Source organism: Corynebacterium marinum DSM 44953 (genome assembly GCF_000835165.1).
Taxonomy (GTDB): domain Bacteria; phylum Actinomycetota; class Actinomycetes; order Mycobacteriales; family Mycobacteriaceae; genus Corynebacterium; species Corynebacterium marinum.
In genome coordinates, this window is the sequence record NZ_CP007790.1 from 1,059,418 (window position 1) to 1,080,988 (window position 21,571).

Genomic DNA, 21,571 nt, shown 5'->3' on the forward strand with positions numbered 1-21,571 from the left:
ACTAGCGGTGACAGAAGCCCGTCCACGTTGATCTGCGGAGGTGAATCGGCCGTGCCCCATCGTCAGGCGCCCACCGGGTACGACCAGGCCCGCCTGTCCACGACGGTCATCCTGGTGCGGGATTCCGCCCAGGGTCTGCAGGTGTGGGCGCAGGAACGCGTCTCCACCATGCGCAACTACCCCGGCATGACCGTCTTCCCCGGCGGGGGAGTGGACCGCCGCGACCTGCCGTCCGGTCAGGGGGACACCGCCGCGATGTGGACGGGGCAGCCCGTCGAGGAGTTCGCCGCGCGATTGGGGCTGACATCCGAGCAGACCCATGCAGTGGTCTTCGCCGCGGTTCGGGAACTCTTCGAGGAGACCGGCACCCTGCTCGCCGTCCACGAGGACGGCAGCGAGATCGCCGACGTCACCCCGTACCACCAGGACCGGGTCGACCTCATCTCCCACCGCATCTCGCTGACGGAGATGCTCATGGAGCATGAACTGCGGGTCTGCACCGACGGCCTGCGCCCCTGGGCCCGCTGGGTCGGCGGCTGGAAGGACCTCCACTGGTTCGACACCATCTCCTTCGTCGCCGTGGCACCCGACGGGCAGTCCCCGGACGGGGACACCTCCGAGGCGGACGACGCCGGCTGGTTCTCTCCGCAGCTGCTTCTCGACGGCTGGCGGCACGGCCTCGTCCGCCTCGCCATCCCCACGTGGGCCCAGCTCTCCTTCCTCGCGCGGTTTCCCACCGCGGATGAGGCGATGGCCGCCGCCGACGCCGCCGACCTCTCCCCGGTGGTGGGTGACCCCGTCGACGATCCGCGCTACGCCGAGTACTTCACCACCTCCTGGGTGGACCGGATCCGGCCGACCCGCTGATGGCCTTCCAACTCGATGAGGTCGCCTTCCTGGCGGCCCACGCCGACGAGATCGCCGCGGCCGCCGACGGCCTCGCGCTCACCCGCGCCACCATGCTGGCCGATGCGGAGGCGCTGCGCCAACGCTTCGGGGAGCACGGCCGCGCCGTGACGGAGCTGACGCAGGCGCGCCGCTCGGCCGCGGCGGGCGGCAAGTTCCCCGCCCACTGGCTCACGGACCTCGACGCCGCCCAGCAGGCCACCCCGCAGGTTGTCGCCGCGCACCGCGCCCGGCGCCTGCGCCGGACCCTCGGCGACGGGGCGCTCGTCCACGACGTGACGTGCTCGGTGGGGACGGAGGGGGCGTCAATAAATAAGGAGGGTCTCCGGTATCTGGGCAGCGACCTCGACGCGGTCCGCCTGCGCATGGCGCGGCACAACCTCGGCGACAGCGCGTGGCTCGCGCAGGCCGACGCCACCGTGCCGGTGAGCAGGGGAGCGGACGCCATCGTCGCCGACCCCGCGCGCCGGGCGGGCGGGCGGCGTATCACCCACCCCGACCAGCTGCTCCCGCCGCTGCCGGATCTCCTGGCCGCCTGGCCGGGCCAGGAGCTGGCGGTGAAGTGCGCGCCGGGCCTGGACTTCTCCGGTTGGGACGGGCTGGTGAGCCTGGTCAGCGTCGACGGCGGCGTCAAGGAGGCGTGCCTCTACACGCCGGGGCTCGCCGAGGGGCTGCGGCGCGAGGCAGTGGTGATCACCCGCGGGGAAACCGACCGGATCACCGACGTCGAGCCGGACGGCGTCGGTGCGGGGGCGCCGGGGCGTTTCCTCGTCGACCCCGACGGGGCAATCGTGCGCGCCGGGCTGGTGCGGCACTACGCGCACCGGGAGGGGCTGTGGATGCTCGACGAACGCATCGCCTACCTCACCGGCGACAGGATCCCGGCCGGGCGCGGCGGTTTCGAGATCCTGGAGGTCGTTCCGCTGAAGAAGCTCAAGGCGGCGCTGGCGGGCCGTGACGTCGGCAGCCTGGAGATCCTCGTGCGCGGCGTGGACGTCGACCCGGACGCCCTGCGCAGGAAGCTCAAGCTGAAGGGGAAGGCGTCGCTGGCGGTGGTCTGCACGCGTATCGGCGCGCAGGGCGTGGCGCTGGTCTGCGGCCCCCGGCAACTGGGAAAATAAGGGTTGCCTGACCTGGTCGGCCCAGTCCTAGAGTAGACTCTTCGCCATCCACCCAACCCCCCCCCGTCGAAAGGTGACTGCCGATGCCCGCCATCGTGGTACTCGTCAAGCATGTTCCGGACACGTGGTCCCAGAAGGCCCTCGAGGCAGACAACACCCTGGATCGCGTCAACGTCGATTCCGTCATCGACGAGATCAACGAGTACGCCATGGAGCAGGCGCTGCAACTGCGCGACGACAACCCCGACGCCGCATACCGCGTCATCGCCCTGACCATGGGCCCCGCCGGCGCCGACGAGACGCTGCGCAAGGCCCTGGCCATGGGTGCGGACGACGCCGTCCACGTCCTCGATGAGGCTATCGCGGGCTCCGACCTCCTGGGCACCGCCTGGGTGCTCACCAACGCGATCAACACCGTCGCCGACGTGGCGCTCGTCGTGGCGGGCAACGCCTCCTCCGACGGGGCGATGGGGGCGCTGCCGGGGGTCCTCGCCGAGTACCGGCAGGTCCCGGCGCTGACCAACGTCCGCTCCGTGGCACTGGCAGGGCAGACCGTCACCGGCGTGCGGGAGACCGCTGAGGGGCGCCACGAGCTCTCCGCCCAGCTGCCGGCGATCGTGTCGGTGACCGACAAGGCCCCGAAGCCGCGCTTCCCCAACTTCAAGGGACTCATGGCGGCCAAGAAGCACTCCGTCACGGTACTCGACATCGCCGCCATCGGCGTCGTCCCCGGGCAGGTTGGGCTGGCCCACGCCGCCACCGCGGTCACCTCCGCCGGCACCCGCCCGGCACGCGAGTCCGGCGACGTCATCGGCGGCGCCGACGCCGGGGCCGCCGCCGCCCGCATCGCCGAGTTCCTCGCCGCCGAGAAGTTCCTCTGACCCGCCTCGACCCACCCCTAGGGAGCACACCCATGTCCACCGTCTATGTCCTGGTCGAGCACACCGGTTCCGGGCTCGCCGCCACCACCGCAGAACTGATCACCGCCGCCCGCCCGCTGGGCGAGGTCGCGGCCGTCGTCGTCGGGGCCCCCGGCGTCACGCAGACCCTCGCCCCGGCCTTGGCCGAGGCCGGCGCCGCCACCGTCGTCGCCGCCGAGTCCGCGGACGTCGCCGGACGCCTTATCCTGCCGCAGGTCGACGCCCTGGCGGCACTGGCCGCCGCCAACCCGGGCCCGGTCCTCATCGCCGCCGGAGCCTCCGGCAACGAGATCGCCGGCCGCCTGGCCGCCCGCCTGGCCTCCGGCGTGCTGTGCGACGTCGTCGGCATCAACGCCGACCGCACCGCCGCCCAGTCCGTCTTCGGCGACCAGGTGCAGGTCTCCGCGGCCGTCGGCGGAGCCAGCCCGATCTACACCCTGCGCCCCGGCGCGGTCGAGGCCGCCCCGGCCCCTGCGCCCGCCGCCGGCACCGTCATGGCGCTGGAACTGCCCGCCGCCACAGCCAAGGACGTCGCCGTCACCGGCTTCGCCCCGGCGGAGCGCGGTTCCCGGCCCGACCTCACCCAGGCGAAGGTGGTCGTCGCCGCCGGCCGCGGAGTGGGATCGAAGGAGGGGATGGAACTGGTGGAGCGGCTCGCAGACTCCCTCGGAGCCGCCGTCGGCGTGACCCGCGACGCCGTGGATCTCGAGTACTACGACGGCACCTACCAGATCGGACAGACCGGCGTCACCGTCTCCCCCGACCTCTACATCGGGCTGGGCATCTCCGGCGCCATCCAGCACACCTCCGGCATGCAGACCGCGAAGAAGATCGTCGTGGTCAACAACGACGAGGACGCGCCGATCTTCCAGATCGCCGACCTCGGTGTCGTCGGCGACCTCTTCGATGTCGTCCCCGCCCTGATCGACGAGATCGACCAGCGCGGCTGATGCCGGGCGCGCGCCACTACCTCGACCACGCCGCGACCACGCCCATGCGGCAGGCCGCCGTGGACGCGTGGGTCGAGCACTCCGGCGCGGGTAATCCCGGCGGGCAGTACGCCTCCGGCCGCGCCGCCCGGCGGGCGCTCGACGACGCGCGCGACCTGATCGCGGAGCTCCTCGGCGCCGACCCCGTAGAGGTCATCTTCACCGGCTCCGGCACGGAAGCCGACAATCTGGCGGTGACGGGACTTTTCGAAGCCTCCCCGTTGGAGCGGGTGGTGTCCACCCCGATCGAACACCCTGCGGTGCTCGAGCCGGTCAAGGCTCTGGGCCTGTCCGGGGCGCAGGTGGAGCTCCTGCCCGTGGGTTCCGACGGCCGCGTCTTCGACCTGCGCGCCCTCGACACCCCCGCAGCCGTGGCCTGCTGCATGTGGGCGAACAACGAAACCGGCGCCCTCCAGCCCATTTCGGAGGTCATCGCACGGTCCTCGGCCGCGGGCACCCCCGTGCACGTCGACGCCGTCCAGGTCGTGGGGCACCTGCCCGTGGACTTCCGCATGCTCGGAGCGACCACCCTGGCGGCCAGCGCGCACAAGTTCGGCGGCCCCCGCGGCGCCGGACTGCTGCTGGCGAGGCGCTCCCCGGCGCCGGCGGCGGTCCTCCACGGCGGCGGCCAGGAGCGCGGCATCCGGCCCGGCACCCCCGACGTGGCCTCTGCCGCGGCCACGGCTGCGGCGCTGCGGGAGGCCGTCGGGGAGATCTCCGCGGAGACAGCGCGTCTTTCCGCGCTGCGGGACCGGCTGCGCGGGGGCATCCTCTCCCAGGTCGATGAGGTGATGGTCCACACCGTCGAACCCGCCCTGCCCGGCCATCTGCACCTGTCCTTCCCCGGCGCGGAGGGCGACAGCCTCATCATGCTTCTCGACGCCGCCGGCGTCGAGGCCTCCACCGGTTCCGCCTGCGCCAGCGGCGTCAACCGCGCCAGCCACGTCCTGTTGGCCCAGGGCGTCAGCGAATGCGACACGCGCGGGGCGGTGCGCTTCACGCTGGGGCGTACGACGACGGAGGCGGACGTCGACAAGGTGCTGGCAGTCATCGGGGACGTGGCCGAGCGGGCCCGTACGGCGGGCATGGCGGGCTGAGGAAGACGCGGGAGCCATGTTATTCATGTGAAAGATGTGACGGGTGTGGTTTAGTGCGATAGTTTTGGAACTCATGAAGCTTCTCCGCCGCATGACCGCCGCCCTCTCCGCCGCCACTCTCGCAATGACCCTGTCAGCCGTCCCGGCCACCGCGTTCTCCTCGGTTGCGCCTTCGGGGATCGACGTCTCCGGGCACCAGCGCGGCAACGGCGCCCCCATCCAGTGGCGGGAGGTCGCGGCCGACGGGCAGCGCTTCGCCTTCGTCAAGGCGACGGAGGGGGAGGGCTGGGTCAACCCGCACTACCTCGAGGACGTGCACGCCGCCCACCAGGCCGGCCTGCTGGTGGGTACCTACCACTACGCCCGCCCCGCCGGCGACGCCCGCGCGCAGGCCGCCCACTACGCGGCCACCCTCGCGGCGGCCCCGGGCCACTCCCTGCCCCCGGTGCTGGACATCGAGGTCGACGAGGGCCTCGACCCTGTTCAGCTGCAGGGCTGGGTGGCCGACTTCCTCGCGGAGACCGAGCACCTCACCGGCCGCACGCCGATGGTCTACACCTACCGCTACTTCTGGCGCGAGCACCTGGCCGACACCGACGCGTTCACCCGCCACCCGCTGTGGCTGGCGGCCTACCAGAACGACATGCCCGAGACCGTCGGCGGCTGGGACCAGCTCACCTTCTGGCAGCGTTCCGACGCCGGCCGGGTCCCCGGCATCAACGGCCCCGTGGACCTCAACCTCTTCAACGGCACCGACGGGCAGCTCACCGACTTCGTCGCCGGCAACCACGTCGACCTGGGCGGGGTGCTGGAATCCGGCGCCGGCCCCGCCGTCCTGGACGGCCTCGGCGAGGGGAACACCGCCCTGGCGGCCCTCATCCTCGCCGTCGAGTCCGGGCTCCTGCCCGCTGACACGCTGACCGGCGCGGCCCGGCAGGCGGGCATCGACCCGGCGGTGGCCGGGGAGATCGCCGACCGTGTCCGGGGCCTCCTGGAGTCCGGGGAACTGCCCGTCGACGACCTGCTGGTCATGGCGGAGAACCCCGACTACTCCATCGGCGACCTGCTCATCCTGCTGGCCAACGCGGGCTGATCCTCCCCCTCGGCCCGGGTGCCAGGTCGCCCAGCGTCGGCGACGCTGGGCGAGGATCCGGCGGAGATCACAGCTCTGCCGGGGATCGCGGGGGCATCATGACCTGGCCGCGTTCGCCATTTCGGTGGCTCGGGCTGGTTTTCATTTCTGCGGAGAATCCCGACGTTGCCGTGGTGGACACTCTGGTTCGGCATGGAGGGGCAAGTTGGGAAGTTCGTCAACCGGATAACTGCGCCTGTTTACCGAATATGAAGAGGGTGACCATCCTCTCGCCCCCGATGGAGGGTGTGGTGGCCGTAGATTGGTGGCTTTTCGATAACAAATTATGCAATTGTCCTTATTGTTTGACGTAGCAGAGGTTATTCTTTCTTCCGTGTTTAACAATGAACAAAGCCCGCCTCCCGCAGTGCGCGACATGCAGTCGGACAGGGCTGTGTATATCGATCAGGTGGAAGATATTGCGGTGGCCCGCCAGTTGCTCGATCAGGTCCTCGCCGTGGCAGCTCTGATCGATCTGCCGGAGATTCCTGTCTGGGCCGGGGCCGATACGCTTCCCCTGCTGGCCGTCGCGGCCGCCGGAATCAGGGATCTTCCCGATGGTTTTCAGCTGCGCCAGGTTGCTGGCCGGCCAGCCGTATCCGTCGGCGGGGGCCTCACCTGGCTTTCCCGTGACCTTCTGCCACACCCTGCCCCCATTGCCTAGGACCTGTCGAGGGGGTCGCAGAAAGTTCCAGGGCGGGGCTGGCACCCCGAAAAGCTCGGGTTGGTCGTTGCGGTCATAGTGGCTCTGCCCTTGGCCGGATGCGTTCTGTTCGGTCGGGCTGCTGCGTCGGTACGGGATCAGGTCCGGGACGTGGGGGAGTTGTGGGAAAAGAGATTCCCACACGTCGCCGATTACCTGCAAGAACCCCTGGATCAGCTGCTGGCGTTCACCCATTCCCCGAAGAGCGTGGGGATCGCAAGGTGTGGTCGAACAACCCCACCGAAAGGCTGAACAGAAAGATCCGCCGGCGCCCCGCCGTCGTCGGAATCTTCCCCCATCGCGATGCCCTCGTCCGCCTGGTCGGCGCGGTCCGGGCGAAGCCATACGACGCCTGGAACGGACGAAAACAATGATGGCCCCCGCGTGGTGATCGGTGCCGACACCGCTCACCAGGAGGGCGCATGAACCAGCACCACCACCGGGCCCGTGCCGGTCATCGTGGGTCCGGACCTTCTCCGGGGGGATCGGCGGGCTGGGCGGCATCATTGCCCTGGTTCTCCTCGGTGCGCGGAGCAGTCCCGCGGAACAGGGTCCTGGTCCAGGTCTCGTCCTTGTAGTGGGCCGGCACGGCGCCGCCGAGCAGCACCCGGGCCAGGGAAGCCGCCTCCGAGGACCCTTCCGCCGGGAGCTCGCGGTCGCTGCCGATGAGGATGATGTTGCCGTAGCGGCGGCCCTTGAGCATCGGCGGGTCGGCGATCACCGCGACGTGGTCGAATACCTCCGCCATACCGGCCAGCTCCGCCCGGGTGGCGATGAGGCTGGAGTAGTCGCCGCAGTTGGCCACGTACAGACCACCCGGGACCAGGGCGTCGTGGACGGCGCGGAAGAAGGACGGTGTCGTCAAGCTGGCGGGGGTCTTCGCTCCGGCGAAGACGTCCCGGATGATGACCTCGCGGCTGGCGGGGTAGAACCCGCGGGTGACCTCGCCGGCTTCGCCGACCCGGATCTTCACCGTGGGGGCGCGGGGGATGTCGAACCATTCGCGCACGTAGGCGGCAAGTTTAGCGTCGAGTTCGACGACGGTGTGGCGGGACTTCGGCCAGCGATGGGCGAAGTAACGGGCCATGGAGCACGCCGCCCCGCCCAGGTGAGTGACCCGCAGCGACGCCGGGTCGAGGTGCGAGGCGACCTGCTGCTCCACGATCGCGGCGATCCAGCGCATGTACTCGAACTCCAGGACGTCCGGGCGGCCGATCTGCACGTGGGAGGAGGGCACGCCGTTGATCATCAGGGTCCAGGCGTCCGGGTAGAAGTCGTCGGGGAGGAGCTCGGCGGTGCCGGTGGAGATCTCGTAGGTGCCGGCGGCGGCACCTGACGGGGATGCGGCGGCGGGGGAGGTGCGTCGATTCTTGCGGCTCATTGTCTTCTAGGGTCTCAGGTGCGGGTGGGCGAGCAGGTGGTGCGCGGCGTAGGGCAGGGCGAACTGCAGGTGGCCGTAACTCGGGACGACAACCAGGGAGCGACGCAGCAGCGCCTCCCGCGCCATGGAGATCGCGTTGGGCGCCAACCCGAGGCGGGCGGCGATATCGCCGGTACGGACGGGCCCGTTGTCCGGAGACAGTTCGGCCAGGGCGTAGAGCAGGCGCATCTGCTGGCCGGTGACCCCCTGAAACGAGGGGGCGTGGATCTGGAGGCCCATGCGCTCGATGGCCGGCCCACTCACCTTACGGACGTGCCCGGCGGTGAGGGCGTCCGCACCCTGCAGATTGGCCTGCGCCCACGTCATCGAGCCCACCACCTGCATGAGGTAGGGGTAGCCGTGGCTCAACCGGACCGCCTCCGCGACGGCCTCCGCCGACATCGTCCGGCCGCCGGATTCGGCGGTGTCGGCGAACAGGCGGGAGGCCTCCGCCGGGGCGACCCCGGCCAGGTCCACCCGGTGCGCGCGGCGCAGGAACGTCGTGCCCTGCTGCTGGAGCAGGTCCGCCACGCCGGCGGGCAGACCGGCGGCCACGAACGCGATGTCGTGGTTGTCGCGCATGAGGTCCTGGACGGCGGTGGCGAGGTCGTGCAGGTGGCCGGGGTCGGCGCTCTGGAGCTCGTCGAGGGTGATGAGCACGCCAGCGCCCCGCGGCGCGAGGATGCGAGCCACCTCCCGCAACCGGGTGATCAACGTCGGCTCCGGCGCGCGGTGGGCCGGGTCGGCGGCCGCGGTCACGGAACCCACCCCGGCGATCGAGCCGCCGGTGAGCATGCGCCGGGAGGTGGGGGAACCGAGGGTGTCGAGAAGCTCGGGGATCGAGGTGCGCACGAGGGTGGCGGTCATCTCGGGCCCGGGGTAGGCGCGCAGGTGCACCCAACCCTGCCGCAGCGCCGTGTCCTCGAGCTCGTTGAGCACGACGGTTTTGCCCACGCCGCGGGCGCCGGAGATGATGAGCGCCCGGTAGGGGCTGCCCGGCCCCTCCGCGAGGCCGAGCTCGAAGGCCGTGAGCAGGCTGGAGCGCCCGGCCAGGACCGTCGGGGATACGCCGAAGGTGGGGCGGAAGGGGTTGCGCGGGGGAGGTCCGGGAGCCGGGGCCATCTTTAGATCCTTTAGAACATCGGGGACGCTTTAGAAGTTTTAGAAGTTCTCCTGGAGTATAGAACCTGTAGATCCGCGCGGAGTTTCGGATCGACGGCCGGGGGGATTACTCTGCAGGGTTGACTGTTGGAAGAAGAGAAGAAGGAGGAGGCACATGCGCGTACTGGCGGCAATGAGCGGCGGCGTCGACTCGGCGGTGGCTGCGGCACGGATGGTGGAGGCGGGCCACGACGTTGTCGGCGTCCACCTGGCGCTCTCGCGCGACCCGCAGGCCGTACGGGAATCCTCCCGCGGCTGCTGCTCCCTGGAGGACTCCGCCGACGCGCGCCGGGTCTGCGACAAGCTGGGCATCCCGTTCTACGTGTGGGACTTCTCCGACCGCTTCCAGGCCGATGTCATCGACGACTTCGTCGACTCCTACGCCCGGGGCGAAACCCCTAACCCCTGCCTGCGCTGCAACGAGAAGATCAAGTTCGCCGCGCTCCTCGACCGCGCCGTCGCCCTCGGTTTCGACGCCGTGGCCACCGGGCACTACGCCGTCATCGACGCCGCCGGCAACCTCCGGCGTTCCTCCGACGCGGACAAGGACCAGTCCTACGTACTCGGCGTGCTCACCCGCGACGAGCTCGACCGCTGCCTCTTCCCCGTCGGCGACACCGAGAAACCGCAGATCCGCGAGGAGGCCGCCGCCCACGGCTTCTCCGTCGCACGCAAGCCGGACTCCTACGACATCTGCTTCATCCCCGACGGCAACACCCAGGCCTTCCTCGGCGCACGCATCGGCCTGCGCCCCGGCATGGTCGTGGACCGCGAGGGCCACGAGCTCCGCGAGCACGACGGCGCCTGGAACTTCACCATCGGCCAGCGCAAGGGCCTGGACCTGCGCGACCCCGCCGCCGACGGCCGCCCGCGCTACGTCACCGACATCGACGCCGCCACCGGCACCGTCACCGTCGGCCCGCGCTCCGCGCTCTCGGTGGGGGTCATCCACGCCGACCGGCTCAAGGTGCTCCACCCGGCGATGGCCGGCGACTTCGACGCCCTGGTGCAGGTCCGCGCCCACGGCGGAGTGGTTGCCTGCCGGGCGTCCGTGGGGGAGGACACCATGACGCTGGAGCTGGCCGAGCCGCTGCAGGGCGTGGCCCGCGGCCAGGCCGCCGTCCTCTACCTCCCGGACCCGGACGGTGAGGGGGACGTGGTCCTCGGCTCCGGCACCATCCACGGGACGGAGTCGCTGTGACCGCCTACGGGCTCGGCCCGCTGCCTGGCACCTCGATCCCGGAGGCCGCGGACGTCATCCTCTCCGAAACCGGCGACCTGCCGCACCTGCCCGAGCTGCCCGCCCGGGGCCTGGGCTCCGACCCCGTGGGCCGCACCGCCGGCCTGCTCGAGGCCGTCGCCGTCGACCGCGGACCCCGCTCCTGGATCATGACCGACCGCCCCCAGCTGCTCACCCGCCGCACCTGGGATCTTCTCGACCGGGACCTCGACGAGCTCGAGGAGGCCTGGGGCACCAGCCTCCCGAACCTCAAGGTCCAGATCACCGGCCCCTGGACGCTCGCCGCCGGAATCGAGATGGGCAACGGCCACCGGGTGCTCACCGACCGCGGCGCACTGCGCGACCTCACCGACGCCCTCATCGAGGGCGTCAACCAGCATGTCCGCAACGTCGCCGCACGGTTCCACGCGGACGTCACCGTGCAGATCGACGAACCCGACCTGCCCGCCATCGCCGCCGGTCTGCAGGGCGCCACGCACTTCAACCCTGTCCGCCCCGTCAACCCGAAGGACCTGTCCGAACGCCTGGCGCACGTCGTCGAAGGGCTCGACGCCGGACACGTCATGCTCAACCAGACCGGCTACCCGCCCCTCTGGGACGTGGCGCGGGACTGCGGAGCCGGTACCGTCCTGATCACCCTCGACCAGGTGGCCGGCACAGAGCAGCTCGACGGCCTCGGCCACGTGGTGAGTTCCGGCACCCGCCTCGGACTGGGTGTCACCGGCCCGGAGGACCACGTGGACGAACTCCTGGCGAAGCCCCGCGAGCGGGCGGTGGCAGTCGCCCGCTTCTGGGAGCAGCTGGGCCTGGATCCCCAGTGGCTCGGCGAACGGGTCGACGTCCACCCCCGCGCCGGGATCACCGACGGCACCGTCGCGCAGGCGGCGGGTGCCTACCGGATGGCCGTGGCGGTGGAGCAGATGCTGCGCAAGGACGCCGGGGACCTCTGATCCGGCAGAGGGCTCCGCTGCCCCCGGCCCGGTGCAACTAAATGGGCGTCCGATTGATCGGTCCGGGAAAAAACCCTTAAGGTCGGAAACTATGCCCAGACACCCGCTCCCGCCCCTCGGCCCCGCCTGGGCGGGCAGCGTCATGGGCACCTCTCTGGCGGCCACCATGACGGACATCCACGGGGCCACCCTGCTCAGCCCCGTGTTCCTCGGCATCGCCACCCTCATCTTCCTGTCCGTGACCGTCGGCTGGCTGCGGCACACCAACCCCAGTTTCACCCAGCCCTACATGGGCCCCTGGGGCATGTATTTCATGGGGATCCTGGCGTTGGGCGGCGCCTGGACCAGGATCACCGGCAACTGGGACTGGCAGATGGGCACGTGGCTCGTGGCCACCCCGCTCGCGCTGTTCGTCTGCCTCTGGCAGCTGAAGAAGTTCCATGGCGCCCCGACCTTCTTCTGGGGCCTGTCGCTGGTTCCGCCGATGGTCTCCGCCAATTCGGGCGCGCAGCTGGTCGCGTCCGGCGTGCTCGACGGCCGGTGGGCCGCCGCCGTCTGGGTGGTGGCCGTCGCGGGTTTCCTGCTCAGTATGGTCACCGCCCTGCCGGTCTTCGCGCGCGTGTACCTGGAGCTCATCCGCGGCAGGCTGTACCTCCCGCCGGGGTTGACCGGCACGGCGTGGATCCCGCTGGGTATCGTCGGACAGTCGACGGCCGTGGCAATCCTGCTCAGCCACCACCCCCTGGGCGCCGGCGTGAGCACCGCCTGGGGGGCCGGCGGCATTGCGGTGGGCTATCTCATGTTCGCTCTCGGGGTGCCCGCGGCGTTGTACGCCGCCTGGCGGTTCTGGCGGGACATCCTCGCCTGGCCCGGCTACTACCCGGGCTGGTGGGGGTCAGTGTTCCCCGCGGGCACCTGCACGCTCGGCAGTTACCAGCTGGCGCAGTTCACCGGGCACGGGTGGTGGAACTGGGTGAGCCTGGTGTGGCTGACCATCCTGCTCTTCCACTGGTCGGTCTGCGCGCTGCGGGCCCTGGCCCACGTCTGGGAGGTCAACCGGGCCGGTTAGTCGACGTCAGCCCTGCATCGGCCAGCTGGTGTTCACGGTCGACGCGTCTTTGCCCCGCCCCGCGAGGTAGCGGGCGAAGTCGCTCTGCCGGTCGTGGTAGCCAACGGCCTGGAACTCCATGAGCTCCCCCGTGCTCATGCGCTTGAGCTCCGGCCACTGGCGCACCTGCTTCCAGGCGAGGCGGGCGGCCGCGAGGGCATCGGCGGTCGCCTCATGCGCGTTGCCCAGCTCCACGCCGTAGTGCTCGCACATCGACGTCAACGTGCGGCTGCCTTTGCGGTACGGGTCTTTGATCCGGTCCACCGCGTAGGGGTCGAACACCGGACCGGTGACGGTGAAGTCCCCGGTGAGCTGGCGCAGCACCGTCAGGTCGTAGCTGGCGTTGTAGACGATGAGGGTCAGACCGTCCTCCCACGCCCGTTTGATCCGCTGCACGGTCTCCGCGAGCACCTCATCGTGCGGGCGCCCCTCCGCGCGGGCCTTCTCCGTGCTGATGCCGTGGATTTTCGTGGCCCCCTCCGGGATCTCCACCCCGGGGTCGGCGAGGTGCTCGACGGCGTCGACCGAGCGGCCGTCGATACGCACCAGCGCCGAGGTGACGATCCGGGCCTCCAGGGGGTTGGCGGAGGTGGTCTCAAGGTCGAAGGAGAGCATGCGGGTCGCGTCGAAGCCGGTCGGAGATTTCGTCATGGACACAACCCTAGACCCTGACCCCGACACAACTCCCCGGCACTAGACTCAGGTCCTGTGACTGAGTCTGTGAGCAACCTCGACCCCGAGCTGCGCCGCCAGTGGGATGAGCTGGCCGCGGAGGTCCGCCGCCACCGGGACCTGTACTACAACGCGAAGCCGGAGATCCCGGACGCCGACTTCGACGAGATCTTCCGGCGGCTGCAGCGGCTGGAGGAGGAGCACCCCGAGCTGGCCGTCCCCGAGAGCCCGACGATGGAGGTCGGTGCGCCGGCGGCCGTGAGCTCCACCTTCGACAACGTCGAGCATCTCGAGCGGATGATGAGCCTGGACAACGTCTTCGACGAGGACGAGTTGACCGAATGGCTCGCGCGCACCCCGAGCGGGACGTACCTCACCGAGCTGAAGATCGACGGGCTGTCCCTTTCGCTGGTCTACCGGGACGGCGTGCTGGAGCGTGCGGCCACCCGCGGCGACGGGCGCGTGGGCGAAGACGTCACCGCCAATGCCCGCGTCATCGACGACATCCCGCACGAGCTCACCGGCACGGAGGATTACCCGGTACCGGCGCTGCTGGAGGTCCGCGGCGAGGTGTTCATCGCACTCGAAGACTTCGGCGAGGTCAACGAGCTGCGCCAGGCCGAGGGCGGCAAGCCCTTCGCCAACCCCCGCAACGCGGCCGCCGGTTCCCTGCGGCAGAAGAACCCGGAGGACGTGCGCAAGCGCCGCCTGCGGATGATCTCCCACGGGATCGGCGCCCGCGAAGGGTTCAGCCCCGCATCCCAGCACGACGCCTACACCGCCCTCGCCGCCTGGGGCCTGCCCGTCAGCCCCTACACGGAGCAGGTCCACTCCGTGGAGGAGGTCGTGGCGAAGGTCCGCTACTGGGCCGAGCACCGCCACGACGCCGACCACGAGATGGACGGCCTGGTGGTCAAAGTCGACTCCTATTCCGAACAGCGGGCCCTCGGCGCAACCTCGCGCGCGCCCCGATGGGCCATCGCCTACAAGTACCCGCCGGAGGAGGTGACCACGAAGCTGGTCGACATCCAGGTCGGCGTCGGCCGGACCGGACGCGTCACCCCCTTCGCGGTGATGACCCCCGTGTTCGTCGCCGGTTCCACCGTCTCGATGGCCACGCTGCACAACCAGACAGAAGTGCAGCGCAAAGGCGTGCTCATCGGCGACACTGTGGTCGTCCGCAAAGCGGGCGAGATCATCCCCGAGGTCCTCGGCCCCGTGGCGGAGAAGCGCGACGGCTCCGAACGGGCCTTCATCTTCCCTACGCTGTGCCCGGCCTGCGGCACCCGACTGGCCCCGCAGAAGGAGGGCGACGCCGACTGGCGCTGCCCCAACACCCGTTCCTGCCCGGCCCAGCTCTCTTCTCGCCTGACCTACCTCGCCGGACGCGGCGGCTTCGACATCGAGGCGCTGGGGGAGAAGGGGGCCCAGGACCTCATCCGCACGGGAATCCTCGGCGACGAGTCCGAGCTCTTCGATCTCACCGCCGAGAAGCTGCTGGCCTCGAAGGTGTACACCACCAAGGCGGGGAAGGTGAACGCCTCCGGCGAGAAGCTGCTGGCCAACCTCGCCGAAGCCCGGAACACGGAGCTGTGGCGGGTGCTCGTGTCGCTGTCGATCCGCCACGTCGGCCCCACCGCGGCCCGGGCGCTGGCCGCCCGCTACCGTTCCCTGCCCGCGCTTGTCGACGCCCCCGCCGAAGACATCGCCGACACCGACGGCGTCGGCATGATCATCGCCGAGTCCTTCAAATCCTGGTTCGAGGTGGACTGGCACCGCCAGATCGTCGACCGCTGGGCGGCGGCGGGCGTGACCATGGAGGAGGCCGGCGGCGATGTCGCGGCCCAGACGCTGGAGGGATTGACCATCGTGGTCACCGGCTCGCTGGAGGGCTTCACCCGCGACGGGGCCAAGGAGGCCATCCTCTCCCGGGGCGGCAGGGCCTCGGGGTCGGTGTCGAAGAAGACCGACTATGTCGTCGTGGGCGAGAGCGCCGGCTCCAAGGAGACGAAGGCCCGCGACCTCGGCCTGGCCATCCTCGACGAGGAGGGCTTCGTCAGGCTTCTGGAGACCGGTTCGGCGGATTGATCCGCCGGGGAGGCATAAGTCGGAAGTGATAAGGTGACGGGTGTCACAATTTGTCATCCTGGCCCCGAAAATGCAGGAGCGTCACCACATGGTCAATCTTGACTCCGCCGACATGCCGCCACGTGGCTGATCACCGTGTGGGGCCTGTTCATGCTCGCGGACGTCCGCCGGCACATCTGCGTGCAGTGGGGGAGGTGGGCGGCGGCGTCCGGACGGCGCTCCTGCGGCCCAACGCCGCTCCAGCGACGGCCCGGGCCTGACTGCTGATCCCCGGGAAGGCTGAATCGCGAAACCGGGGGCATCAGGTCGCCTGGGATACTGTGGCGCGCCGCGTCTGCGGCAGAAGTGCCGCCACGAGGTAGACGATGACGGCGACCGGCGGCAGCAGCACGCCTATGACGTTGATGGAACCGTCCGTGCGGCTCGGGTCCAGAGCCCACAGGACGAGCCATGAGCCCCAGCCACTGAGCGCAGTCAGCCCGGCGGCGGTGGCCACCCACACAGTGCCGACGGGACCGTTGCGGACCAGCACGAACACACCGGTGGCGAGGGTGAGCACCATGGCGACGCCCGCCGCGAGCATGATGTCGAGCGTCGAGGTGAGGAAGGGGACGGCGAACAGTGCGGCGTGGAGGGCCGCGGTGGCGAGCAGCAGTGTGCGCACGGTGCACCTCCGGTGGTCACAGCGCGTTAGGAGGAAATAGCCGGGTGCCTATGAGGCTACCCGGCTGGTGCGGAAGGGACGGAGCTGCGGGCCGGCGTCAGCTCAGGATCGCACCGACGATGCCGCCGATGTGGCCGAGATGCTGGACCTCGGTGGCCAGGAAGTCGGGCCCGCCGGTGCGTCCGACGACCAGCACCATGCCGGTCTTGCCCAGGGGAGTGGCGGCCAATGCCGAGTCCAGCAGCCCCCAGGACTCCGGCACCCATTCCTCGGCGTCGGGGTTGAGGATGCGGGGGCTGGCGATGTCGACGTCGACGGGGGAGGAGCCGTCATCCTCCGGCGCCGCCTGGGAGGCGGCGATGCGGGTGATCGGGGTGCCGGGCGCGGTGTTGTCGAGCACGACGGCCCACGAGGCGGTCATGGACCGCGGGATGACCGTGACCAGCTCCTCCATTGCGCGCGGGAGGTTGCGGGAGTGGGAGGCGACCTCGGCGAGCATCTGGATCTGGCCGCGGCGGTCCACCCGTCCGGAGAAGGGGCGGATGGAGTCCACCTCGACGCCTTCGACCGTGCCGGCTGCGGTGATCAGGGTGTCGGCCATGACGCCCTTGGGGAGTGTCACCACGATGTCGTCCATCACCGTGCCGTCGGGGAAAGTCTCGACGACGTCGACGGACTGGATGTTGCCGTCCACCAGCCCGATCGCTTCCGCGAGCTGTCCGAGGCTCCCCGGGATATCGGGGAGCAGGACACGGATCAGAAATGACATGGCGGAGGGAACTCCCTTTCGGAGGGCAATAATTCAGGTTGACTTCATCATAGGTAACAACTGTCCTATGCCGTGCGGGCACCTCACCTGAGGTCGTGTCACGGGCCTGCAGTAGCATGGGGAAAGTTCATTTAACGATGCGTAAAGGATGTAGTCCCCGTGTCCGAAATTTCACGTGATGAGGTGGCACACCTCGCCATGTTGTCCCGACTCGCCCTGAGCGAGGACGAGCTCCAGCTCTTCGCCGAGCAGATCGACGAGATCGTCGGCGCCGTCTCCGCGGTGCAGAAGGTCGACACCGAGGGGGTTGAGCCGATGAGCCACCCGCACTCGATCGCGACCGCCATGCGCGACGACGTCGTGGTGCCCACCCTCACCGCCGAGCAGGCCCTCGATCAGGCCCCGGCAGTCGAGGACGGCCGTTTCATGGTTCCGCAGATCCTGGGCGAGGAGTAACCCCACATGACCACGTACACACTGCCCGATTCCGGGCTGACCTCCCTCACTGCCGCCGAGCTGGCGGACAAGATACACTCCCGCGAGGTGTCCTCCCGCGAAGTGACCCAGGCGCACCTGGACCGCATCGCCGAGACCGACGGTCAGATCAACGCCTTCCTGCATGTCGGCGCGGAAGCTGCGCTGCAGGCGGCGGACGACGTCGACAAGCGCCTCGATGCGGGAGAGGCCCCGGCCTCCCCGCTCGCGGGTGTTCCGCTGGCGCTCAAGGATCTCATCGTCACCACCGACGCGCCGACGACCGCCGCGTCGAAGATCCTCGAGGGCTGGATGAGCCCCTACGATGCCACGGTGACCCGCAAGATCCGCGAGGCCGGCATCCCGATCCTGGGCAAGACCAACCTCGACGAGCTCGCGATGGGTTCCTCCACCGAGAACTCCGCATTCGGCCCCAGCCGCAACCCCTACGACCTGGAGCGCACCCCCGGCGGCTCCGGCGGAGGTTCCGCCGCGGCGCTCGCCGCCGGCCAGGCCCCGCTGGCTATCGGCACCGACACAGGCGGCTCGATCCGCCAGCCGGCCGCGCTGACCAACACTGTCGGCGTGAAGCCGACCTACGGCTCGGTCTCCCGCTACGGCCTCATCGCCGCGGCCTCCTCCCTCGAGCAGGCCGGTCCCACCGCCCGCACGGTTCTCGACGCGGCGCTCCTGCACGAGATCATCGCCGGCCACGACCCGTTCGACGCCACCACCGTCGACCGTCCGGTCACCGGCCTCGTCGACGCGGCCCGCGCGGGCGCCTCCGGCGACCTCACCGGCCTGAAGGTCGGCGTGGTCAAGCAGTTCGACCGCGACGGCTGGCAGCCCGGAGTGATGAGCAGCTACCACGCGTCCCTGGAGCAGCTCGCCTCCCAGGGCGCCGAGGTCATCGAGGTCGACTGCCCCCACTTCGACGACGCGTTGGCCGCCTACTACCTGATCATGCCGTGCGAGGTCTCCTCCAACCTGGCGCGCCTGGACGGCATGCGTTACGGCCTGCGGGTCGGCGACGACGGCACCCACTCCGCCGAGGAGGTCATGGCGCTCACCCGCGCCGCCGGCTTCGGGCCCGAGGTCAAACGCCGCATCATCCTGGGCACCTACGCCCTGTCCGTCGGCTACTTCGACGCCTACTACCTGCAGGCGCAGCGCGTGCGCACCCTCATCGCGCAGGATTTCGCCAAGGCCTTCGAGCAGGTGGACGTCCTGGTCACCCCGACGACCCCGTCCACGGCGTTCAAGCTGGGCGAGAAGATCTCGGATCCGGTCGAGATGTACAACTTCGACCTGTGCACCCTGCCGCTCAACCTGGCTGGCCTGTGCGGCATGTCCGTGCCCGCCGGTTTCGCGGAGGACTCCGGGCTTCCGGTGGGCCTGCAGATCATGGCGCCGGCCTTCGCCGATGACCGTCTCTACCGCGTGGGCGCGGCCTTCGAGGCGGGCCGCAGCTAACTTCCGCAGTCGAATGGGCGATCACCGCCGTCCCGTGAGGGGCGCCGGTGGTCGCCCTTTCTTAAGTCTCCACCACCTGGTAGGTTAGGGTCACCTAATAAACACCAGGAGATGATCCATGACCACCCCCACCCGCCCGAAACGCCCCCGCAGAACCGCCACGGTGACCCACGTCCGGCGACTGACCGACGATCTGGTCCGCATTACCTTCACCTGCCCGGAGCTGATCGGCGCGGAGCTGCCGCACACCGACCACTACATCAAGATCGTCTTCGGCGGCGAGGACCAGCCGCGGCCGGTCACCCGCACCTACACTTTCCGCCGGATCAACACGGAGACCGGGCTTTTCGACGTCGATTTCGTCACCCACGGTGCCGAGGGGCTGGCGGGCCCCTGGGCGCAGCAGGCCGAGGAGGGGCAGACGATCACGTTCCAGGGCCCGGGCGGCGCATGGCACCCGGCCGGGGAGTACGGGCATTTCGTGTTCGCCGGGGATGAGTCCGCGGCTCCGGCGATGGCGGCGGGCGTCGAGAAGCTTCCCGCGGGCGCGACGGCCGACGTCTTCGTGGAGGTCGCCGACGAAGGGTCGACCTTCGAGATGCCGGAACCCGAGGGCGTGCGCCTGCACTGGGTGCCACGCAACGGGGCGACCCACGGAACCAGGTTATCGGCCGCCGTGCGCTCCGCCGGAATTCCGCACCACCGCACCAGCTGGTTCGTGCACGGGGTGGCCGAAATGATCAAGGAACTGCGCCGTTTCCTCTTCGTCGACTCCGGCGTGCCGCGCGAGGACGTCTCGATCTCCGGCTACTGGCGCATCGGCATGACCGAAGACCAGTGGCAGGAATCGAAGAAGGACTTCAACGCGGAACTCGAGGCCGCGGAGGCCCGCTAGCTTACTTCGCGTCGGAGAGCGCGTACGCGGCGCCGGCGGCGACCGCTGTGACCGCGCCGACGGCGGGCCACGAGCCGATCTTCTTGGCCAGGGGGTGCGAGGCTCCGAAGGAACCGACGTAGAGCGCGGTAAGCGCCGCGGTTGTCGCCGGGTTGGTCTTGGCGAGCCAGGAGCGGCCGGCCCAGCCGCCGGCGGCGGCGAGCACCGCACCGCCCAGGGGCCGGATGCCGGTCTCGCGGGCGGTGAGCCAGCCGCCGAGTAGGCCGAGCGACACGACGGCCGCGGTGGAGACGTTTTCAGGGGACTTGATGTCGATCATTGCCATGGGGGACAGCCTACGGGAGCGTGCCGGAGGCAGGCGGTACTAGAGTTCTCGCCATGAGCACCACCCCCGCCGCGTCGACGGTTCTGCCCGCACCCCAGGCCTGGCGGGCCCTCGCCGCCCTCTGCCTGGGCTTCTTCATGATCCTCCTGGACCAGACCATCGTCGCCGTCGCCACACCGGGCATCATGGCCGATTTCGGTGCCCGCCTGGACCAGGTGGTGTGGGTGACGTCCATCTACCTGCTGTGTCTGGTGGTCCCGCTGCTGTTCACCGGCCGCCTGGGCGACCGGTTCGGGCAGCGCACCCTCTTCCGGCTCGGCGTGGTCGTGTTCACGGCCGCCGCACTGTGCTCGATGCTCGCCCCCACCCTGGAGCTGCTCATCCTGGCCCGCGCGGCGCAGGGCGTGGGCGCGGCGATCCTCACCCCGCAGACGATGAGCGTGATCAACCGCGTCTTCCCCCGGGAACGCCGCGGCGCGGCCCTCGGGGCCTGGGGTGCGGTGGGGTCGGTGGCCAGCCTCGTCGGCCCCGTGCTCGGCGGCTTCGTGGTGGGGGAGTTCGGGTGGCGTGGCATCTTCATGGTGCACCTGCCGGTCGGCGTGCTGGCGTTCATTCTGGCGGGGCTGTGGGTTCCCCGGCTGCCCACCTTCGCCCGGCACATCGACCGGTCGTCGGTCGTCGTCTCCCTGCTGGGGATGGTCGCCGTCGTCGTGGCCGTCCAACAGGGGCCCGGGCTCGGCTGGCCCGCATGGTCGGTCGGGCTGGGGGCCGCGGGTGTGGCCCTGGTCGGCCTGTTCATCAGGCTCCAGTCGACCGCGGCGGGGCGGGGGAGCGAACCCCTGGTGCCGCTGGAGATCTTCCGGAACCTGAACTACTCGCTGGGCGTGTTCTCTATCGCGACGATGGGTTTCGCGGTCTCGTCGATCATGCTGCCCATCATGCTGTGGCTCCAGGACGGTCGGAGCCTCAGTTCACAGGAGGCCGGCCTCATGCTCATCCCCATGGCGCTGGTGGCGGGCTTCGCCTCCCCGCTGATCGGCCGGGCGGCCGACCGCGTGCATCCCCGTGTCCTGTCCGTCACCGGCTTTGCGTCGATGGTCGTGGCACTCGGGTTCACGTCGTGGGTGATGCTCGCGGGCGCTCCGATCAACCTCTTCCTGGTCTCCGCCGTCCTCCTGGGGGTCGGCAACGCGCTGGTGTGGGCGCCGAACTCCGCGACCGCCATGCGCTCGGTCGATATCGCGCACATGGGCGCCGCCTCCGGCGTCTACAACACCGCCCGGCAGACGGGCGCCGTCCTCGGCGCGGCGGCGGTCGGCGCCGCCATGCAGGTCGGGGCCGAGATGAACGGTTTCGTCCCGGGCCTGGCTGGTGCCCTGCTGCTCCCGGCCGCGGTCCTCGGACTCGGTCTGGTGGCGGTCGCGTTCTTCCGTGCTGATCCCCCCGCGGCGGGTTAGAGTGGTG

The 21,571-nt window shown here is 70.2% G+C and carries 21 protein-coding genes and 1 pseudogene; 16 read left to right on the top strand and 6 right to left on the bottom strand.

Going from position 1 to position 21,571, the window contains the following annotated elements; all coding sequences use genetic code 11:
* Nucleotides 1-51 precede the first annotated feature (51 nt).
* From B840_RS05090 to B840_RS13050, 8 genes and pseudogenes are all read left to right on the top strand, one after another.
* Nucleotides 52-867, top strand: coding sequence for an NUDIX hydrolase (locus B840_RS05090; RefSeq protein WP_229676574.1), 816 nt, complete (start codon nucleotides 52-54; stop codon nucleotides 865-867).
* On the top strand, nucleotides 867-2,027 hold the full coding sequence (locus B840_RS05095; RefSeq protein WP_042621248.1) for a THUMP-like domain-containing protein: 1,161 nt from the start codon (nucleotides 867-869) through the stop codon (nucleotides 2,025-2,027). The genes B840_RS05090 and B840_RS05095 overlap by 1 nt, the downstream gene beginning before the upstream one ends.
* 83 nt (nucleotides 2,028-2,110) lie before the next feature.
* Nucleotides 2,111-2,908: an electron transfer flavoprotein subunit beta/FixA family protein gene (locus tag B840_RS05100; protein ID WP_042621249.1), complete on the top strand. Its 798-nt coding sequence runs from the start codon at nucleotides 2,111-2,113 to the stop codon at nucleotides 2,906-2,908.
* 32 nt (nucleotides 2,909-2,940) lie between these two features.
* Nucleotides 2,941-3,897: an electron transfer flavoprotein subunit alpha/FixB family protein gene (locus B840_RS05105; RefSeq protein WP_042621250.1), complete on the top strand. Its 957-nt coding sequence runs from the start codon at nucleotides 2,941-2,943 to the stop codon at nucleotides 3,895-3,897.
* Nucleotides 3,897-5,033, top strand: coding sequence for a cysteine desulfurase family protein (locus B840_RS05110; RefSeq protein ID WP_042621251.1), 1,137 nt, complete (start codon nucleotides 3,897-3,899; stop codon nucleotides 5,031-5,033). The genes B840_RS05105 and B840_RS05110 overlap by 1 nt, the downstream gene beginning before the upstream one ends.
* Nucleotides 5,034-5,106: 73 nt before the next feature.
* Nucleotides 5,107-6,126: a glycoside hydrolase family 25 protein gene (locus B840_RS05115; protein WP_042621252.1), complete on the top strand. Its 1,020-nt coding sequence runs from the start codon at nucleotides 5,107-5,109 to the stop codon at nucleotides 6,124-6,126.
* 373 nt (nucleotides 6,127-6,499) lie between these two features.
* The gene (locus tag B840_RS05120) at nucleotides 6,500-6,829 is read left to right on the top strand and encodes a hypothetical protein (protein ID WP_156971849.1); all 330 of its coding nucleotides are present in this window, start codon (nucleotides 6,500-6,502) and stop codon (nucleotides 6,827-6,829) included.
* Nucleotides 6,830-6,949: 120 nt separating this feature from the next.
* Nucleotides 6,950-7,239: pseudogene (locus tag B840_RS13050) on the top strand (transposase); the annotation flags it as partial.
* Nucleotides 7,240-7,322: 83 nt separating this feature from the next.
* On the opposite strand, the gene B840_RS05125 reads toward B840_RS13050, so the two are convergent.
* The gene (locus B840_RS05125) at nucleotides 7,323-8,249 is read right to left on the bottom strand and encodes a spermidine synthase (RefSeq protein ID WP_084602802.1); all 927 of its coding nucleotides are present in this window, start codon (nucleotides 8,247-8,249) and stop codon (nucleotides 7,323-7,325) included.
* Between the two features lie 6 nt (nucleotides 8,250-8,255).
* A complete protein-coding gene (locus B840_RS05130) occupies nucleotides 8,256-9,410 on the bottom strand; it encodes an ATP-binding protein (protein WP_042621254.1) in 1,155 nt (384 codons plus the stop codon).
* A 154-nt stretch (nucleotides 9,411-9,564) separates the two neighbouring features.
* On the opposite strand from B840_RS05130, the gene mnmA reads away from it, so the two are divergent.
* The 3 genes from mnmA to B840_RS05145 all read left to right on the top strand — a co-directional run bounded on the left by mnmA (nucleotide 9,565) and on the right by B840_RS05145 (nucleotide 12,708).
* Nucleotides 9,565-10,650, top strand: coding sequence for a tRNA 2-thiouridine(34) synthase MnmA (mnmA, locus tag B840_RS05135; RefSeq protein ID WP_042621255.1), 1,086 nt, complete (start codon nucleotides 9,565-9,567; stop codon nucleotides 10,648-10,650).
* Nucleotides 10,647-11,639 carry a uroporphyrinogen decarboxylase/cobalamine-independent methonine synthase family protein gene (locus B840_RS05140; protein WP_042621256.1) on the top strand — a complete coding sequence of 331 codons (993 nt, stop codon included), beginning with the start codon at nucleotides 10,647-10,649 and terminating at the stop codon, nucleotides 11,637-11,639. Before mnmA ends, B840_RS05140 begins: the two co-directional genes overlap by 4 nt.
* Before the next feature lie 91 nt (nucleotides 11,640-11,730).
* Entirely contained in the window at nucleotides 11,731-12,708 is a 978-nt protein-coding gene (locus tag B840_RS05145; RefSeq protein ID WP_052491098.1) for an SLAC1 family transporter, read from the top strand.
* 6 nt (nucleotides 12,709-12,714) lie between these two features.
* Here the strand turns inward: B840_RS05145 and B840_RS05150 are convergent, their stop codons facing one another.
* Nucleotides 12,715-13,398, bottom strand: coding sequence for a 3'-5' exonuclease (locus B840_RS05150; RefSeq protein ID WP_042622537.1), 684 nt, complete (start codon nucleotides 13,396-13,398; stop codon nucleotides 12,715-12,717).
* A 69-nt stretch (nucleotides 13,399-13,467) separates the two neighbouring features.
* Between B840_RS05150 and ligA the strand changes: the two genes are divergently transcribed.
* The gene (ligA, locus tag B840_RS05155; protein ID WP_042621257.1) at nucleotides 13,468-15,507 is read left to right on the top strand and encodes an NAD-dependent DNA ligase LigA; all 2,040 of its coding nucleotides are present in this window, start codon (nucleotides 13,468-13,470) and stop codon (nucleotides 15,505-15,507) included.
* 301 nt (nucleotides 15,508-15,808) lie between these two features.
* Here the strand turns inward: ligA and B840_RS05160 are convergent, their stop codons facing one another.
* Together B840_RS05160 and B840_RS05165 are read right to left on the bottom strand one after the other, a co-directional pair.
* Nucleotides 15,809-16,171, bottom strand: coding sequence for a hypothetical protein (locus B840_RS05160; RefSeq protein ID WP_042621258.1), 363 nt, complete (start codon nucleotides 16,169-16,171; stop codon nucleotides 15,809-15,811).
* A 97-nt stretch (nucleotides 16,172-16,268) separates the two neighbouring features.
* The gene (locus B840_RS05165) at nucleotides 16,269-16,940 is read right to left on the bottom strand and encodes an ACT domain-containing protein (protein WP_042621259.1); all 672 of its coding nucleotides are present in this window, start codon (nucleotides 16,938-16,940) and stop codon (nucleotides 16,269-16,271) included.
* A 159-nt stretch (nucleotides 16,941-17,099) separates the two neighbouring features.
* Between B840_RS05165 and gatC the strand changes: the two genes are divergently transcribed.
* The 3 genes from gatC to B840_RS05180 all read left to right on the top strand — a co-directional run bounded on the left by gatC (nucleotide 17,100) and on the right by B840_RS05180 (nucleotide 19,782).
* Nucleotides 17,100-17,396, top strand: a complete 297-nt coding sequence (gene gatC / locus B840_RS05170; RefSeq protein WP_042621260.1) for an Asp-tRNA(Asn)/Glu-tRNA(Gln) amidotransferase subunit GatC — start codon at nucleotides 17,100-17,102, stop codon at nucleotides 17,394-17,396.
* A gap of 6 nt (nucleotides 17,397-17,402) precedes the next feature.
* Nucleotides 17,403-18,887: an Asp-tRNA(Asn)/Glu-tRNA(Gln) amidotransferase subunit GatA gene (gene gatA / locus B840_RS05175; protein WP_042621261.1), complete on the top strand. Its 1,485-nt coding sequence runs from the start codon at nucleotides 17,403-17,405 to the stop codon at nucleotides 18,885-18,887.
* 118 nt (nucleotides 18,888-19,005) lie between these two features.
* A complete protein-coding gene (locus B840_RS05180) occupies nucleotides 19,006-19,782 on the top strand; it encodes a siderophore-interacting protein (RefSeq protein WP_042621262.1) in 777 nt (258 codons plus the stop codon).
* Between the two features lies 1 nt (nucleotide 19,783).
* Here the strand turns inward: B840_RS05180 and B840_RS05185 are convergent, their stop codons facing one another.
* The gene (locus B840_RS05185; RefSeq protein ID WP_042621263.1) at nucleotides 19,784-20,107 is read right to left on the bottom strand and encodes a hypothetical protein; all 324 of its coding nucleotides are present in this window, start codon (nucleotides 20,105-20,107) and stop codon (nucleotides 19,784-19,786) included.
* Nucleotides 20,108-20,160: 53 nt separating this feature from the next.
* Between B840_RS05185 and B840_RS05190 the strand changes: the two genes are divergently transcribed.
* Nucleotides 20,161-21,564, top strand: coding sequence for a DHA2 family efflux MFS transporter permease subunit (locus B840_RS05190; RefSeq protein ID WP_042621264.1), 1,404 nt, complete (start codon nucleotides 20,161-20,163; stop codon nucleotides 21,562-21,564).
* Nucleotides 21,565-21,571: the final 7 nt, after the last annotated feature.